Source organism: Streptomyces sp. NPDC002076, from assembly GCF_053593835.1.
Genome location: NZ_JBSFDI010000036.1, coordinates 52,660 through 68,398, shown reverse-complemented (window position 1 = coordinate 68,398; position 15,739 = coordinate 52,660). Strand labels below are relative to the sequence as shown.

Below are 15,739 nucleotides of genomic sequence, written 5' to 3'. Positions count from 1 at the left end.
CCAAGGCCAAGGATCTCAAGGCCCAGCAGGACCAACGAGCGGCCGCGGACGCCGCTGCCGCCCAGCAGGTCAAGGACACCGACGACCAGGCCAAGTCCCTGGCCGTGCAGGCCGCCCAGCCCGGAGCCGACCCCAAGACCCTCGCTCCGGCCGGCCGCAAGGTCGCCCTGGCGACGATGCAGACCGCGGGTCCCTGGAGCAGGGGCGCCGCCGAGCAGGCCCTGACCGGCACCGACGCCGATGTCGTCGACTACCTCACCACCCGCCGCACCGAGGCCGTCCACCAGGACGACCGCTACCGCGTGCAGACCCTGGCCCAGGAAAGCTCCCTGGCCTCGGTCCGCGCCGCGGCCGAGGACGCACTCAAGGGCAGCGACGAGCAGGTCTCGGCGTTCCTGGCCAGCGGGCAGTACGAGGCCGGTGCGCAGGACTTCCGGGTGAACATCGCCCAGATCATCAGCGCCGGCGGACCGGTGGTGCAGCAGACCGGCCGGGCCGCACTGGACTCGGGCGACCCGCAGAAATTCCGGCAGTTCCTCACCACCGGCCAGTACCAGGCCCGCACCCAGGACGAACGCGTCCGCGCCGCCCAGCTGATCGACAGCGGCGGCCCGCAGGTCAAGTCCGCCGCCCGGATCGCCCTGGAAGGCCCCGATGATCTGCTGGACCAGTTCATCCAGGTCGGCCAGTACAAGGCGCAGCGCCAGGACTTCCTCGGCGCCACCCACACCGCGCAGATCGCCCAGCTGATCGCGGACGCCGCCGGTGTCGCGGCCACCGCCCAGCAGAACGCCGCCGACGCCCACAAGGCCGCCGCCACCGCGGCCAGCGCCAAGGACCAGGCGGCCGACTGGGCCAAGAAGGCTGACGCCTCCGCCAAGCAGGCCAAGGGCTACGCCGACCAGGCCGCCCAGTCCGCCAAGGACGCCCAGGCCTCCGCCGACCAGGCAGCCGCCTCCGCCCACACCGCCGCCAAGGCCGCCGCCTCCGCGAACCAGGCCGCGAGCGACGCGGCCACCTCCGCCGTCGACGCCGCCGGCTCCGCGCAGTGGGCCCAGGCATCAGCCAGCGCCGCCTACACCGCCGCAGCGCAGGCCCGCGCCTCCGAAATCGCGGCCGGCAAGGACTCCAAGGCCGCCGACCAGGCCTTCAAGGACGCCTTCCAGGCGGCCGTGCAGAAGGAGGAAGCCGCACGCAAGGCCGCCGAGAAGGACACCGGGGCCCAGGCCGAAGCACGCTACCGGTGCGGCATGCTCGGCTGCGACCCCGTGGAACACCCGGCGCGCTACTGCCAGCACAACGAGGTGCTGTGCGACCTCGCCTCCATGGGCCCCGGTGCCGAGGTCGCCGCCGAAGAGCTGTGGACCGTGGAGAAGGACCTCCTCGGCCTCGGACAACTGGAGGACTGCAAGGGCGGCGACGTCATCGCCTGCACCCAACTCGCGGAAGACGTCACTCTCAGGTCCAAGTTCAAGCTCCTCGAACGAGGGCTGGAAGCGCTTCAGGACCTGCGCCGCCTCCGTTACGTGAAGTGTGCGCAGTGCTTCCTGGCAGGCACCCAAGTCCTCATGGCCAATGCCCGCACCAAGAGCATCGAGACGATTCAGCCCGGTGACACCGTCCTGGCCACCGACCCGTCCACCGGCCGCACCGCACCACGCAAGGTCAGCCGTCTCATCATCACCGACGGCGACAAGCACTTCGACGAACTCACCCTCGCCACCCCCGACGGCCCCCGGAAACTCACCGCCACCTACGAACACCCCTTCTGGAGCCCCTCAGCACACCAGTGGATCAAGGCCCACGACCTCAAACCCGGCACCACCCTCCTCAGCACCGGTGGCACCACTGTCCGCGTCCAGGCCAACCGCGCCTTCGACCAGCACACCCGCACCTACAACCTGACCGTCGACGACCTCCACACGTACTATGTACTCGCCGGGAGAACCCCCGTGCTGGTACACAACAGCACCTGCGGTGACGTCGAACTCGGACCTGGAACCAGCTCCGCTGATTCTTTGACCTCCTTCACCTCGCCGAAGCCGGAGACCGAATACGTATTCGATCCCACCACTGGAAAATTCCTCGCAGGAGACAGAGACCCGATTCCCGGAGGACTCAGCCCCCATGAGCAGTTGGTGGCCAAAATGGGAGCCGATCCGAAAACCGTAGCGGGCGGCACGCTGTATCGGAATGCGGAAGGGCAACTCGTCTTCACGCAGGAGAGCGGCCATTTCGGACACAACTGGACGCCTGCCGCGTGGGACCAGTTCAAGAAGCTCATGGAAAGCTACGGAGTCCAGGCCGAGTACGAATCATGGGGCTAGACATGGGAGAGTGGACGCCGGTCCTGAGGAGCAGTTACGACTCGTGGCTGGGTGTCATGCCGAACGGAATGCTCGGAGTCGGCAAGGTGGACGAGGGCAGAGCGACGCTGGAGGGGTCGGGCTACGTAGCCATGTGGCCTTTCCTCGAGCGGAATCTCACCGAGTGCCTCGATGACTTCAAAGGCTCCTGGCATCTCCTTGGAGGACACGGGATCTCCACCCCGGAGAAGCTGGTGGAGCTGACGGTGGAATCCGCCTGGAATCGAGGGCGCCCATATTGGATGGCGCTGGCTGTTCAGTGGCTCACTCAAATGGCCCACATGCCCGGCTTCGATTCACGGTTGGTCTCCGGCATGCTGAAATCCGCGGCGGAGTCCGAGACGCTGCCCAGCGAGCTGCGTGAACAAGCTCGGAGGCAGTGTCCGCCGGATTAGCAGGGTATACATCAGGGCGGCTCGTCAACTCATGGGACGAGCCGCCCTCCTGTGATCCGGTTCATGTCGACGGAAGTGCTTCGAAAATCCTGGCCACACTTGAACGGGGCGGAGAACATGACGATATGGGGGCTGGTCGTCGAGACGACCAGGAGCGCCGGTGACCGTAAGCACATCGAGGCCGACGTGATCGCGCATGTCCGCGGGTCGCGTGCCGAAGCGCTCGCGGAGTTGGAGCGGCGGGCTCGGAGCTACTCGCCGGAGCACCCCAGAAGTCCCAGGCGCCGTAGGCTCCTTCGGGTCGAGGACGGGTTTCTGCTCGTCGTCGACGGGGCGTGGCAGTCCTTCGCCACGCGGTTCACGGTGGCGGAGCTGCTGGAGGACTCCGCCGCGCCCGCCGTCCCGGAACCGGTGGACGCGCCCAGCGAGCCCGACGCGGCGCCGCAGGAGCAGGCCGGCCAAGTCGACCAGATCGAGCGCTATCCGGACGGAGTGCCGGTCAAGCCGGTCTGGCTGGGGCGTGACGACCTGTCCTGAGAGGCGGACCCGGCCCCCTCGGCGGCAGCCACCCCGCCGACGCCGCGGCGAGAGAGCAGGGCCGGCCCAAGGTTCTCGCGCTCCTCGCCGACGCCCGGCGATGACGACAGCCGGCGATCGGCCGAGCGCCGATCCCATGGCCGAGAAGGCGACGGCTGATTGACGCATGGTTGAGGATGTCCCCGTGCTCCTACGATGGAAGCCACCGTCGGGGGAGGGTGGTCGTGACGAGCAGTACACCGCAGGGAGCCGGGCGCCGGCTGGAGGATGCGATCGCCTGGGCGGTCCGGAACCTGGACGGGATCGTCGCCATCGCCGTCGCCCTCGTCGTCGGGCTGATGGACGTCCTCAACCAGAACATGGACACCAACATCGTCTCGGGCGCCACCCTGCTGGTGCTCGCGGCGCTGGTGTACGGCTCGCTCACCGAGCGCCGCCGCCGGATGGCCGACATCCGCGCCGCGACCGCCGGGACGAGCCGGGCCATCGAGGACCTGGCGATGGTGCGCACGCTCTCCGGCGCCGAGGTCGCCCTCGCGCACGAGCGGGCCCGGCGCACCACCACCCGCTGGGTCTTCAAGGGCGGCACCGGCACCTATCTGCGCGCGGTCACGCTGCCCGAGTGCGTGCTGGAGGCACAGCGGCAGCGGCGCTCCCTCAGCATGAAGATCGACATCATCAATCCCGCCGACGAGCAGGTGTGTGCCGCCTACGCGCGGTTCCGCAGCACCTTCGGTTCCGGCCCCGGTGACGCCGAGTGGACCGTCGAGCGCACCCGCAAGGAGGCGTACGCCACCGTCGTCGCCGCGAGCTGGCACCGGCAGCGGCTGGACACCCTGGAGGTCGATGTCCATCTGTCCTCCGTCGCACCGGCGTTGCGGTTCGACCTCTCGGACAGCTGCCTGATCATCACCCAGGACGACCCGAGCCGGGTCAGCCTCTGCGTGGAACACGACCGCCCGCTCTACGACTACTACGTCACCGAGCTGCACCAGAGCCGGGAACAGGCCGTCAAGCTCGATCTGCGCGAGGCCGTCCCGCTCGCCGACGAACCGACCGTCGACGAGGTCAGACGCCTGCTCGACCGGCTCGGCCTGCCGCTTCCGCCGAGCTTCACCGACCGTGACGTCGGCGACATCATCGACAAGGCGCTGCGCGCGGAGAACCCGTACCGCAGGTGAGCGAGCGCCGTGTTCCGGCCACGGGGAACCAAGGGAACCGAGGGGGACCGAGGGGGAAGGACCATGGACTACCCGGCCCTGGAACGGGCCGCCCGGCGGCACGCCACCGCCGAGCTGACACGACACGCCGTATCGGAACTCGACCGGATCGTCTCCGGCCGCCGCACCCTGCGCGCGGTACGCCATCCACTCGGGTTCGTCTGCCTGCCCATCCTGCGCGACGGCGACGACGGCGTCTGCGTCCACGTCTTCGGCACGCCGGAGGCGGAGCCCGACAACTCCTTACCCCAAGTGCACTGCCACAGCTGGGACTTGACGAGCACCGTGCTGTACGGGCAACTCGACAACCGGCGGGTGCACATCGACGACGACCCCGGCGACCCCACCCACCGGGTCTTCGAAGTGCTCAGCGCCCCCTCCGGCGTGGACGAACTACGGCCCACCGAGCGGCTGGTGCGCTGCCGGCCCGGCGTGCGCCAGACCAGTGCGCGGGGCCAGAGCTACGCCCTCCCGGCGGGTGAATTCCACACCAGCGTGGTGCCGGACGGCCGCCCCACCGCCACCCTGGTCCTGGGCCGGACCCTGCCCGGCCGGGTGGACCTCTCCCTGGGCCCGCCGTCCGCCCCGGGGCACCGCATGGTCCGCCGGACCTGCGACGCGACGCAGACCGCCCGGATCGCTCGGGCCGCCCTCAGGAGGATCCATGAGCCCGAACCCTGACCCCCGGTCCTCGCCGGCGGCCGGTTACGACGCCGAACACCGTACGGCCGTCCGCGCCGCCGAGGAGGCCGGGGCGCTGCTGCGGTCCCGCTTCCCCGACGGCTTCGCCGCCCGGCCCAAGGGCGAACTCGGCGACGTGGTCACGGACTTGGACGTCGCGGCCGAGCGACTGGTGATCGGGCGGATCCGGGACCGCTTCCCGCGTGACCGGATCCTCGCCGAGGAGTCCGGTGAACTGGTAGGGGACGGCGGGGGCCGCACCTGGCTGATCGATCCGCTCGACGGCAGCAACAACGTGGTGATCGGGCTGGCCGTGTACGTCGTCGGCATCGCGTTGTGCGTCGATGACACACCGGTGATCGGGGTCGTCCACGACCCGATGACCGGCCGTACGTGGTCCGCGCTGCGGGGCGGTGGGGCCCATGGCCCGGGCGGACGCCTCGCCGCCGCCGCGCATGGCCGTCCGCTCCCCGCCGCCGGTCCGTTGCTGGCCTGGACCCAGGGCCACGCCGTCTCCCGCGACGACCCCCTGGCCTGCTCCCTCAGGCACACCCTCGAACTCCGCTCCCGGCGCCTGCTCCAGCTCTGGGCACCCCTGGCGGCCTGGGCGATGCTCGCCCGGGGGGACATCGACGGCTTCGTCGGCTACCGCGCGGAGGCGATCGACCTGCCCGCCGGCGCACTGCTCGCCCGCGAGGCCGGCATCTCCCTACGGCACCTCGACGGCGCGGAGTTCGGCGGTGGTTACGGCGGCCCCGACACCGGGCGCTCCTTCGTCGCAGGGCGCCCGGAACTCCTGCCGCACCTCCTCGACCTCGTCAGCCCTTTCTCTCCCGGCACCGAGGACACTCACACGGCGGAAACCGCCCCGACAGGTCCAACGGCGCGGCGTTCTTCGGCGGCCGGTACGTCACCCTGGGCCCCCACGTCCGGCCACCGTCCCGGGAGACCCTCAGCGTGAGAAACACCCTGACGTAGCCGTCTTCTTCGTCGTGCATTGCAGCGCCTTTCACTATCCGTGGCGATCCATGCACAGAGTGGTGCGGGCGCGAGTACCTTCGGAAGATGACCGAGCGTGACGACGCGGTCAGCACGAGGGGGAGTTGAAGGGTGGCCATCGAGGACAATCCCATCTCGCGGGTGCGGTACGGGGAGGAACTCAGGCGGCGGAGGGAGGCGGCGGGGCTTACGCAGGAGGAGTTGGGCCAACGTGTCGCGATGTCCCGCACACACATCGCCCATATCGAGGCGGGGCGGCGGAGGCCGGATGTGGAGGACGCGCGGCGGCTGGACCGGGAACTGGGCACGGATGGGTTCTTCGAGCGGTTCCTGCCGGCGCTGGATGGCAGGAAGGTGGCGGAACACTTCAAGGGCGCGCTGGAGTTCGAGGGCCAGGCCACGGTCATCAAGGAGTACGCGCCGAGTTTGGTGCCGGGCGTCCTGCAGACGCAGCAGTACGCGTATGAAGTGTTCAGCTCCAGCTACCCGCGCAAGAGCAACGAGGAATGTGAAGAGCTCCTGGCCACTCGCCTTGACCGTGCCCGCATTTTCGACAACTTCCACTCACCCGAGTTCTGTGCCCTGCTCGACGAGGCGGTCTTGCGGCGTGTGATCGGCGGGCCCTCCGTGATGTGCGAGCAGCTTCGTCACATCGTGGAGCTGGGAGCCTGCCGCCGCATCAACGTTCATGTACTCCCGTTCTCCGCAGGCGCGCACACCCTGCTGGAGGGGTTCATCTCGCTGATGTGGTTCGAGGAGCTGCCGCCCATCGCGTATGCGGAGGGCGTGAACAACGGGCGGATCCTTGAACTCCCGTCCGTGGTACGTGAGTGCCAGGAGATTTACGATCTTGCGCTGGGCGACGCCTTGTCGCACCGTAAATCCCTGGACCTCCTCAGGTCTGTCGCGGAGGATTACGAGCATGCAGCGCAGCAAGCACACCGTCCTGCCGGGTTGGCGTAAGTCGACGTACAGCGGTGGCAGTGGCGGCTCCTGCCTCGAAGTCAACGACACCGCCGCCCCCACCCACGTCCCCGTCCGTGACAGCAAGAACCCCACCGGCCCCGCCGTCGTCTTCACGGCACCCGCCTGGTCGGCGTTCGTCGGTGCCGTGAAGACGCGTGGCTGACGTCAGTCGCCGGTGCTGCCCAGGACGATGTTGCTGTCGGCCCGCCCGACCAGGGGACGGTTGGCGCTGTCCTGGTAGGTGAAGACCGAGAAGTTCGCCTGCCAGTCACCGGCGCGCGGCTCGGAGGCTGCGTCCTCGACGTAGCGCAGCTGGTAGGTGTGGACCTCACCCGTGGCCAGGCCGGCCGGGACGGCGGGCAGCGTCCAGTTGTAGGGACCGTCGGCCGTGGGCAGGTCCGTCCACTGTCCGTTGTCCAGAAGCTGCAGCCGCACCGACGGCCGCAGGTAGGGGTCGACGGGCGGGTAGAGGCTCACCGTGCTGGAGAGCGTGTGGGTGAAACGGCTGTCGGCGTCTCCCGTCACGCTCAGCGAGAAGGGCACGGGGCGGCCGGGCACCAGTGACGGAGAGGTGTCGGACAGGCCGCTGACGGTGTCGGTGACGGTGCCCTCCTGCTCGTCCGGCGCCACCTGGACGGTGTCCTGCGCACCGGAGGTCACCAGGTGTATCCCGGTGTCGAGGCGGGGGAAGGAGGGCGTGGCACCGAGGGTGATCCGCCAGTGGTAGATAGTGTGCGCGGGAACACTGATCGCCGAATGGAGCGGGCTGAATTCGGCCTCGACGGTGCCGTGGTCGCTGGTGGAGACCCGCGCGGGCGCCGACGGCGCGTTCAGTGACCTGACGTCCACGGCCACCTTCTTGGCGTCCAGGCCTCTCGGGCCGACGGCGGACACCTCCAGCAGGCCCGTGTACTTCTGGGCGGTGCTCCCGGTGTTGGCGACCGCCAGGTCGATGGTGCTGGTGGAGTAGCCACGGGTCAGCGGTGCGTCGGGAGACGGCTTCGAGTAGGAGATGTGCAGCGGCACAGAAGCGGCGGGTGCGGCCACGGCGGCGGGCACGGCGCCCACGACCGGGACGAGAGCGGCGACCGTGGCGGCGCACAACAGACCGAGGCGCCGGGTGGCCGGACGGGTGAAGGACATGGTTCCCCCTGGGAATGTGTAACGGTCGGTGGTTCATCCCCTCGCGGGCTGTGCCGTCCGGTGCCGGGCCGGGGCGATCCGGTCACGATGCCCCTCGGTCACCTTCTGGTTGATCACTGCTCGCGACACATTCATCTTGATCGACCGTCCTGTGCCGGTCTGTGCCGGAATCGTCACCGCCGAGTAACAGGCGCACTTGTGTGCGACGCGTCCTAACGCGTCAACGCCAGCACCCCCACCGCCGCCCCCACCGCGCACACCGCCAGTACCGCACCCGTCCCCATCAACCGGCGGACCGGCACCCGGACCCCGTACGCATGGCACCGCTCGTACCAGAGCAGCGTGGCCAGGGACGCCCATGGTGTGATCACCGGCCCGGCGTTCGTGCCGATCAGCAGAGCCAGCAACTGGTCGTGGTTGCCTACGGGAACGGCCGCCTCCCCGGCCAGGTACACCGGGAGGTTGTTGAGGACGTTGGACAGGCCGCCGCCGACCGCCGCCGCGCGGAACAGGCCGAGCGGGCCGCCGTCGGTGCCGACCGCCGAAGCGAGCAGGTGGTGCAGCCCATGCGCGTCGAACGTCTCGACCACCAGGAACATGCCCGGCACCATCACCAGCAGCCGCCAGGGGACGAGCGACAGCCTGAGTGCGGACCGCTGCCGTACCCCGAACGCGACCACGGCGACCAGCGCCGCCGTCCCGGACGCCATCCACAGCGGCACGTCGGCCACCAGGATGGCCAGCAAGAAGCCGGCGCAGGCGAGCGCGCAGGCGCGGAACAGCACCGGGTCGGCGGGGCGGTGCACAGCGGGCGGCACATAGCGGTCGGCGGTGTCCGCGTGTACGTCCGCCGCACGCGCCGCACCCGGACCCGACACCGGTACGGCCGTCATCAGCCCGGAGCTGTCGACAACAGTCCCCCCACGCCGCCCCCGCCGCCAGAAGAACAGCCACAAACAAGCCATCGTCACGGCCAGCGCAGCGAGTTGCGGTGCCCACATCCGACCCGCCAGGCCCAGCGGGGACAGCGCGACCCGGTTGGCGGCCAGCAGGTTGGTCAGGTTGGACACCGGGAGGAGCAGGCTCGCCGTATTGGCGAGCCATACCGTCGTCATGGCCAGCGGCACCGGCGCGATGCCCACCCGGGAGGCGAGCGCCAGCATCACCGGAGTCAGCAGGACGGCCGTCGTGTCGAGGTTGAGGGCGATGGTCGTGACCGACGCGAACAGCACGCACAGCAGGAACAACAGCGGATAGCTGCCCCTCCCCGCCCGCGCCACCCGCGCCGCGATCACGTCGAACACCTCGGCCCTGCTGGTCAGTTCGGCCAGCACGATGACCGTGCCGAGGAAGGCCAGCAGTGGGGCGATGCGGGTCATCGCGCCGGACGCGGAACCCGTCGGAAGCAGTCCCGTGGCCACGCACAGCAGTCCGGTCGCCAGCAGACCGATCGCCACGCGGTCGAGGACATGCAGACGCAGCAATAAGGCACGCACGGTTGGAAGGGTCGCACGTTTGTACGTCGCTGTGACCAGGGCGCCGTCGAACGCCTGGAAACGACCGGTGTCAGCCTCTCTTTTCACGGCATCATCAGTACATGGTGGCTCGACAGAACACCCCGGGGGACACCGGGCCATTGGACTTCTTCATCAGCTACTCACCGGCCGACGAACGCTGGGCGTCCTGGATCGCCTGGATGCTGGAGGAGGCCGGGTACCGGACGGTCCTGCAGGCCTGGGACTTCGTGCCGGGCACGAACTTCGTCGACTTCATGGACCGGGGCGTGAGCGAGTCCGCCGCCGTCATCGCCGTACTGTCCAGGAACTACGAGCGGTCGCGGTACGGGCGGATGGAGTGGCAGGCCGCCCTGCGCGCCGACCCGGACGCGCCGGAGCGGCGGCTGATCACCGTGCGGGTCGAGGACATCCCGGTGGAGGGGCTGCTCGCCACCATCACGTATGTGGACCTGGTGCCGGTCACCGATCCGGCGGCGGCCCGGGAGCTGCTGCTCGCGCGGGTCCGGCAGGCCCTCGACGGGCGGGCCCGGCCCAGCCTGGCGCCCGGCTACCCGGGGGGTGCGAACGGCCGTCCCGTGGCCGCCGCCCCGGCGGCGCCGAGTCCCGGGCGGCCGCTGGGCGGGCCCGGGTGGGCGGGGCGCCGTAGACCCGCCGCGCCGCCGTCGTACCCGCGGGTGTCCGGAGCGGTCCGGGAGCAGGACGCGGTCACCGTGCTCCAGCTCGCCGGGCCCGCCTTCGGCCGGGGGCAGGATCCCGCCGAGCTGCAGGCGGCCATCTGGGGCGATCTGGTCGAGCTGGCGGACTCCGGGGCGCCCTCGCCCGATCTGCTGGTCGTCACCGGGGATCTCACCGCCTCCGGCAGCCGGCGCGAGTTCGAGCAGGCCCTCGCCTTTCTCACCGGGCTGCGGGCGCTGCTCGGGCTCGAACCGCACCGGGTGGCCCTCGTCCCCGGCGGCCAGGACGTCAACCAGGCGGCCTGCCAGGCCTACTTCAGCACGTGCGAGGCCGACGAGATGCCGCCCCGGCCGCCGTACTGGCCCAAGTGGCGGCACTTCGCCCGGCTGTTCCAGGAGCTGTACCAGGGGCTCGACGTCGTCTTCGACAGCGATCAGCCGTGGACCCTGTTTCCCGTGCCGGAGCTGCACACCGTGGTCGCGGGGCTCAACTCCTCCATGGCGTACAGCCATCGGCGCGACGACCAGTACGGGATGGTCGGGCGCGAGCAGGCCGCCTGGTTCGCGCAGGCGCTGCGGCCCCATGAGACCGAGGGGTGGCTGAGGATCGGAGTGGTGCGGCACTCGCCGGGTGCCGCCCGCGTGACCGCCCCCGGAGTGCGCCGCGCCGGGACGGCCGCCCTGGACGGCGCCGGGCCGCTGCGGGACACCGATGTGCTGACCCGGCTGACCGGGCCACGGCTGCATCTGCTCCTGCACGGTCCCGCCGAGCCCGGCGCGTCGCTGCCCCACCTGGCCACCGCCTCCGGCGAGGTGCCGGTGATCGGCGCCGGCAGGCCCGGTGCGCACCAGCTGGTGCGGGTCGGCCGCGAGGGGCTGGCCGTCTGGCAGGGGCCGGGGGAGCCACGGCGGCGGGCGGTCCAGTGGCGGCGGGCCGACCGGGCCTTCGGGACTGAGGCCGCGCCCGCCGACGACCGCGACGGCACTCCCGTGCCCGCCGCCGAGCCCGAGCCGCGCGCCGTACAGACCCCCGCCGAGATACTGCTCGCCCGGGTCGCCGAGGTCTGCCGCACCCGGCACGAGGGCGCCCAGATCCGCCCGGTGGACGGGCCGGTGCCACAACTACTCGTCACCTGGAGCCAGTCGGGCTTCGTGCGGCAGCAGCGGGTGGCGGTCCACACCGGCACCCCGACCGCGCAGGACGTCGACCGGTTCGTGGCCCTCGTGCACGCCGCCGACGCCGAGGCGGAGGCCGAACTCGTGCACGACGGGCCGCCGCCCGCCCGGGAGCTGCGCGACGCGGCCCGCCGGCGGGGCGTGCGGGTGCGCAGCTTCACCGAGTTCCAGGGGCTGCTGGACCTGCGCGGCTATGTCGCCGGGCAGAGCGAGCGGCTGCGCACCGATCCCCGCTATCCCCCGGGCATGTATCTGCCGCAGCGGTACCGGGAGGTGGAGCGCCTCGACGCCGAGGACCGCGACGGGCTGGTCGACGAGATGCTGCGGCTGCTCGACTCGGACCAGGGGCGCTTCCTGCTGCTCCTCGGTGACTTCGGGCACGGCAAGACCTTCGCGCTGCGCGAGCTGGCCCGCCGGATCCCCGGGGAACTGCCGCACCTCGTCCCGCTGTTGATCGAGCTGAACGCCCTGGACCGGGCCTATTCGTTCGAGGGTCTCGTCGCCGCGCACCTCGCCGCCCACGGTGTCGACAACATCGATCTGCGGGCCTTCCGCTACATGCTCCAGCAGGGGCGGATCGTGCTGCTCTTCGACGGCTTCGACGAACTCGTGAACCAGGTGACGTACGACCGCGCCGCCGAGCGGCTGCAGGTGCTGCTGGACTCCGCCGTGGACAGCGCCAAGATCGTGGTGTCCAGCCGCACCCAGCACTTCCGCTCCCAGGGCCAGGTGCTCACCGCGCTCGGCGAACGCGTCGGGCTGCTCCCGCACCGCCGGGTGCTGGCCGTCCAGGAGTTCAGCCCGCGGCAGATCCGCGCCTACCTGGTCAACCGCTACGACGGTGACGACCGCGCCGCCGACCACCGGATCCGGCTGCTGGACGCCATCCCCGACCTGCTCGCCCTGTGCCGCAACCCACGGTTGCTCGGTTTCGTCGCCGACCTGGACGACGACCGGCTGCGCGCGGTCGCCGGCGCCGGGCGCGCCCTCAGCCCCGCCGGGCTGTACGAGGAGGTCCTCACCGCCTGGCTGGGCTTCGAGGCGCAGCGCGGCAGCGGCAGCCCCGGCCGGGCGCCCGGGCTCAGCCTGGACCAGCTGTGGGACGCGGTCACCGCGCTCGCCCTGCGGCTGTGGGAGAGCGGCCAGGACTCGCTGCGGCTCGACGAGCTGACCGATGTCGCCGAGACCCTGACCGGGCTCGCGGACGCCCGGCTGTCGGTGCCGCAGACCGCCCACGCCATCGGCTCCGGCAGCCTGCTGGTGCGCAGCGACGACGGTGTGTTCCGGTTCATCCACGGCTCGGTGGTGGAGTGGCTGGTCGCCCGGGAGTGCGCCCGCAGGATCACCGACGGCGACAGCGGTCTGCTCGGCCGGCGCCAGCTCAGCCAGCTCGCCGTGGAGTTCCTGTGCGACCTCGCCGACCACCGGATCTGCCAGGCGTGGGCCGAGCGGGAGCTGTCCGGGACCTCCTCGGACACCGCGGCGGACGCCGCCCGCGCCAACGCCGTGAAGATCCTCAGCCGGCTCCGCGTGCCCGCCCACACCGATCTGCGCGGCGCCGCCCTGGCCGGGGAGGACCTGTCCCACCGCGACTTCTCCGGCGTGGACCTCACCCGCGCCGACCTCACCGACGCCCGGCTGGTCGGCGCCAACCTCTCCGGCGCCGTGCTGCGCGGCGCCCGCCTGGTCGGCGCCCGGCTCGACGGCGCCGATCTGACCGGCGCCGACCTGCGCGGCGCCGACCTCAGGCGGGCCCGGCTGATCGGCACCGACCTGACCGGCGCCCGGGTCGAGGGCGGCCGGTGGCGGCGGGCGGCGCTGATCGCTGCGACGACCGGCCCCCTGGACCGCAGCCCCGAGCTGGCCACCGCGGCGATCGCGCCCGGCATGGCCGTCGACTCCGGCTTCCGGCCCTCCGCGGTCGGTGTGCCGTACGGCTTCGACATGCGCACCAGCCGGCTGCCCGAACCCATCTCCTACAGCCCCGACGGCGAACTGCTCGCCGTCGGCAGCGAGGACGGCGGCGTCCTGGTCTGCGAGGCCGCCACCGGCATCCCGCTGCGCACCCTGCAGGGCCACACCGGCCGGGTCTACGCCGTCAAGTTCCGCGGCCGCGTCCTGGCCACCGGCAGCTCCGACGGCACCGTACGCCTGTGGGACCCGGTCTCCGGCCGCTGTCCGCACCGGCTGGAGATCCACGCCGACGGCGTCTGGCCGGTCGTCCTCGACGCCGAGGGCGCCCTGCTCGCCACCGGCGACGCCGACGGCGTGGTCACCGTCTGGGACACCGCCTCGGGCACCCCGCTGCACCGGCTGCCCGGTCACTCCGCGCCCGTCTACACCGTGGCGTTCGGGCCGGGTGACACCACCCTGGTCACCGGGGACGCCTCCGGGGCCGTACGCCTGTGGGACCTGGAGAGCGGGCGGCGGACCGGCGAACTGCCCGGCCATCGGGGCGCGGTGTACCGGGCGCGGTTCAGCCCGGACGGCACCCTGCTGGCCACCACCGATCAGGGCGACGACCGGGACGGTGGCACGGTCCGGGTGTGGGACCTCGCCACCGGCACCCCGCGGCACGAGTTCACCGGGCACTCCGGCCGGGTCTACACCCTGGACTTCCACCCCGGCGGCGCCCTGCTGGTCAGCGGGGACACCGAAGGGGAGGTACGGCTGTGGGACCTGGCCGGCGGGCGCTCCGCCGGGCTGCTCGGTGGCTGCCGCGGGGCCGTGTACCAGGTGCTGTTCGACCCCGAGGGGGGCCTGCTCGCCGCCGGGGACAGCGCCGGGGTGGTCCGGCTGTGGGGGGTCGACCCGGAGGCCGACCCGGTCGCGGCGCCGCTGCACCGGCAGCCCGCCGAGCACCGCGGCTCGGTGTGGGTGTGCAAGTTCCGTCCGCACGGCGACACACCCGTCCAGGGCCCCGGCGCGCTGCTGGTGACCGGCGGCAACGACGGTGTCGTACGGCTGTGGGAGCCGGCCACCGGCCAGGGCCGGCGCATTCTGCGCGGCCACGGGCGGCGCGTCGGCACGCTGTCCTTCAGCGCCGACGGCTCGATGCTGGCGGCGGGCGGCAACGACGGCGTGGTCCGGGTGTGGCACGCCACCTCCGGCCGCCGGCTGCGGGAACTCACCGGCCAGAGCGACCGCCTGGTGTCGGCGGCGTTCGGCCCGGCCGGGCCCCTGCTGGCCACCGCGAGCAGTGACGGCGACCTCTATCTGTGGAACGCGGCCACCGGCGAGTACGAGCGCGAACTGGACGTCGAGACCGACCATGTGTGGGCGGAGGCGTTCAGCGCCGACGGCGAACTCCTCGCCACGGCCAACGACGACGACACGGTCCGGCTGTGGTACCGCGCCACCGGGGCGCACGTCGCCACCATCACCGAGCACTACGGCCGGGTCCGCGCGATCGCCTTCCGGTCCGACGGCACGGTCCTGGCCACCGGCTGCGACGACCGCAAGCTGCGGATCTGGGACATGGACGGCCGCCGCATCACCGCCGAACTCGCCGGCCACGACGACCGGGTGTACGCCGTGGCCTTCGCCCCCGACGGCTCCTGGCTGGCCAGCGCCTCCTGGGACGGTACGGCGGTGATCTGGCGGGACGGCGAGATCGGCCACCGTCTCACCGGCCACACCGGCAAGCTCTGGACGGCGGCGGTGCATCCGTCGAGGCCTTTGCTGGCGACGGCGGGCGACGACCGGACCGTCCGCCTGTGGCACCCGGACACCGGCCGGGAGACGGCTCGGCTGAGGGGCCACACCGGCCGGATCCTCGCCGTGGCCTTCAGCCCCGACGGCTCCCTGCTGGCCAGTGGTGGCGAGGACGGGACGGTACGGCTGTGGAACGTGCCCGCCGACGGCCCGGCCACGCTGCGGGTCACCCTGGTCGGCATGCCCGGCGGCTGGGCGGCGCTGTCCGCGTCCGGTGGCTACAAGTACGAGGGAGATGTCACCGGCGAGTTCTGGCACGCGGTCGGTATGTGCCGCTTCGAACCGGGTGAGCTGGACGGTCATCTGCCGGGCATGTGGCAGGTGCCGCTGGACGACCCGCTGGAGTAGGGG

At 71.6% G+C, this 15,739-nt stretch carries 11 protein-coding genes; 9 read left to right on the top strand and 2 right to left on the bottom strand.

The features are described 5' to 3' along the window. From ACWCQS_RS42925 to ACWCQS_RS42890, 8 genes are all read left to right on the top strand, one after another. Nucleotides 1-2,327: polymorphic toxin-type HINT domain-containing protein (locus tag ACWCQS_RS42925; RefSeq protein WP_451009555.1), on the top strand; the 2,327-nt coding region annotated here is incomplete at its 5' end. Nucleotides 2,328-2,329: 2 nt separating this feature from the next. After that, nucleotides 2,330-2,761, top strand: coding sequence for a hypothetical protein (locus ACWCQS_RS42920; protein ID WP_451009554.1), 432 nt, complete (start codon nucleotides 2,330-2,332; stop codon nucleotides 2,759-2,761). A gap of 117 nt (nucleotides 2,762-2,878) precedes the next feature. After that, the gene (locus tag ACWCQS_RS42915; protein ID WP_451009553.1) at nucleotides 2,879-3,298 is read left to right on the top strand and encodes a hypothetical protein; all 420 of its coding nucleotides are present in this window, start codon (nucleotides 2,879-2,881) and stop codon (nucleotides 3,296-3,298) included. Between the two features lie 224 nt (nucleotides 3,299-3,522). Beyond that, nucleotides 3,523-4,479 (top strand): hypothetical protein, encoded by a 957-nt coding sequence (locus ACWCQS_RS42910; protein ID WP_450980331.1) that lies wholly within the window; start codon nucleotides 3,523-3,525, stop codon nucleotides 4,477-4,479. Nucleotides 4,480-4,542: 63 nt separating this feature from the next. Beyond that, the gene (locus ACWCQS_RS42905; protein WP_451009552.1) at nucleotides 4,543-5,199 is read left to right on the top strand and encodes a hypothetical protein; all 657 of its coding nucleotides are present in this window, start codon (nucleotides 4,543-4,545) and stop codon (nucleotides 5,197-5,199) included. Further along, on the top strand, nucleotides 5,183-6,160 hold the full coding sequence (locus ACWCQS_RS42900; protein WP_451009551.1) for an inositol monophosphatase family protein: 978 nt from the start codon (nucleotides 5,183-5,185) through the stop codon (nucleotides 6,158-6,160). The genes ACWCQS_RS42905 and ACWCQS_RS42900 overlap by 17 nt, the downstream gene beginning before the upstream one ends. A gap of 149 nt (nucleotides 6,161-6,309) precedes the next feature. Next, the gene (locus tag ACWCQS_RS42895; protein WP_451009550.1) at nucleotides 6,310-7,161 is read left to right on the top strand and encodes a helix-turn-helix domain-containing protein; all 852 of its coding nucleotides are present in this window, start codon (nucleotides 6,310-6,312) and stop codon (nucleotides 7,159-7,161) included. After that, nucleotides 7,121-7,327 carry a DUF397 domain-containing protein gene (locus tag ACWCQS_RS42890; RefSeq protein ID WP_451009549.1) on the top strand — a complete coding sequence of 69 codons (207 nt, stop codon included), beginning with the start codon at nucleotides 7,121-7,123 and terminating at the stop codon, nucleotides 7,325-7,327. The genes ACWCQS_RS42895 and ACWCQS_RS42890 overlap by 41 nt, the downstream gene beginning before the upstream one ends. A 2-nt stretch (nucleotides 7,328-7,329) precedes the next feature. On the opposite strand, the gene ACWCQS_RS42885 is transcribed toward ACWCQS_RS42890, so the two are convergent. Together ACWCQS_RS42885 and ACWCQS_RS42880 are read right to left on the bottom strand one after the other, a co-directional pair. Beyond that, nucleotides 7,330-8,307: a hypothetical protein gene (locus ACWCQS_RS42885; protein WP_451009548.1), complete on the bottom strand. Its 978-nt coding sequence runs from the start codon at nucleotides 8,305-8,307 to the stop codon at nucleotides 7,330-7,332. 212 nt (nucleotides 8,308-8,519) lie between these two features. After that, a complete protein-coding gene (locus tag ACWCQS_RS42880) occupies nucleotides 8,520-9,803 on the bottom strand; it encodes an SLC13 family permease (protein ID WP_451009547.1) in 1,284 nt (427 codons plus the stop codon). A 101-nt stretch (nucleotides 9,804-9,904) separates the two neighbouring features. Here ACWCQS_RS42880 and ACWCQS_RS42875 point away from each other — a divergent pair, with 101 nt between their 5' ends. Then, entirely contained in the window at nucleotides 9,905-15,736 is a 5,832-nt protein-coding gene (locus ACWCQS_RS42875) for a WD40 domain-containing protein (protein ID WP_451009546.1), read from the top strand. Nucleotides 15,737-15,739 lie beyond the last annotated feature (3 nt).

Coding starts and splice junctions, on each gene's coding strand:
- ACWCQS_RS42920 (WP_451009554.1), top strand. CDS start 2,330: ATGGGAGAGTGGACGCCGGTCCTGAGGAGCAGTTACGACTCGTGGCTG.
- ACWCQS_RS42915 (WP_451009553.1), top strand. CDS start 2,879: ATGACGATATGGGGGCTGGTCGTCGAGACGACCAGGAGCGCCGGTGAC.
- ACWCQS_RS42905 (WP_451009552.1), top strand. CDS start 4,543: ATGGACTACCCGGCCCTGGAACGGGCCGCCCGGCGGCACGCCACCGCC.
- ACWCQS_RS42900 (WP_451009551.1), top strand. CDS start 5,183: ATGAGCCCGAACCCTGACCCCCGGTCCTCGCCGGCGGCCGGTTACGAC.
- ACWCQS_RS42890 (WP_451009549.1), top strand. CDS start 7,121: ATGCAGCGCAGCAAGCACACCGTCCTGCCGGGTTGGCGTAAGTCGACG.
- ACWCQS_RS42885 (WP_451009548.1), bottom strand. CDS start 8,307: ATGTCCTTCACCCGTCCGGCCACCCGGCGCCTCGGTCTGTTGTGCGCC.
- ACWCQS_RS42875 (WP_451009546.1), top strand. CDS start 9,905: ATGGTGGCTCGACAGAACACCCCGGGGGACACCGGGCCATTGGACTTC.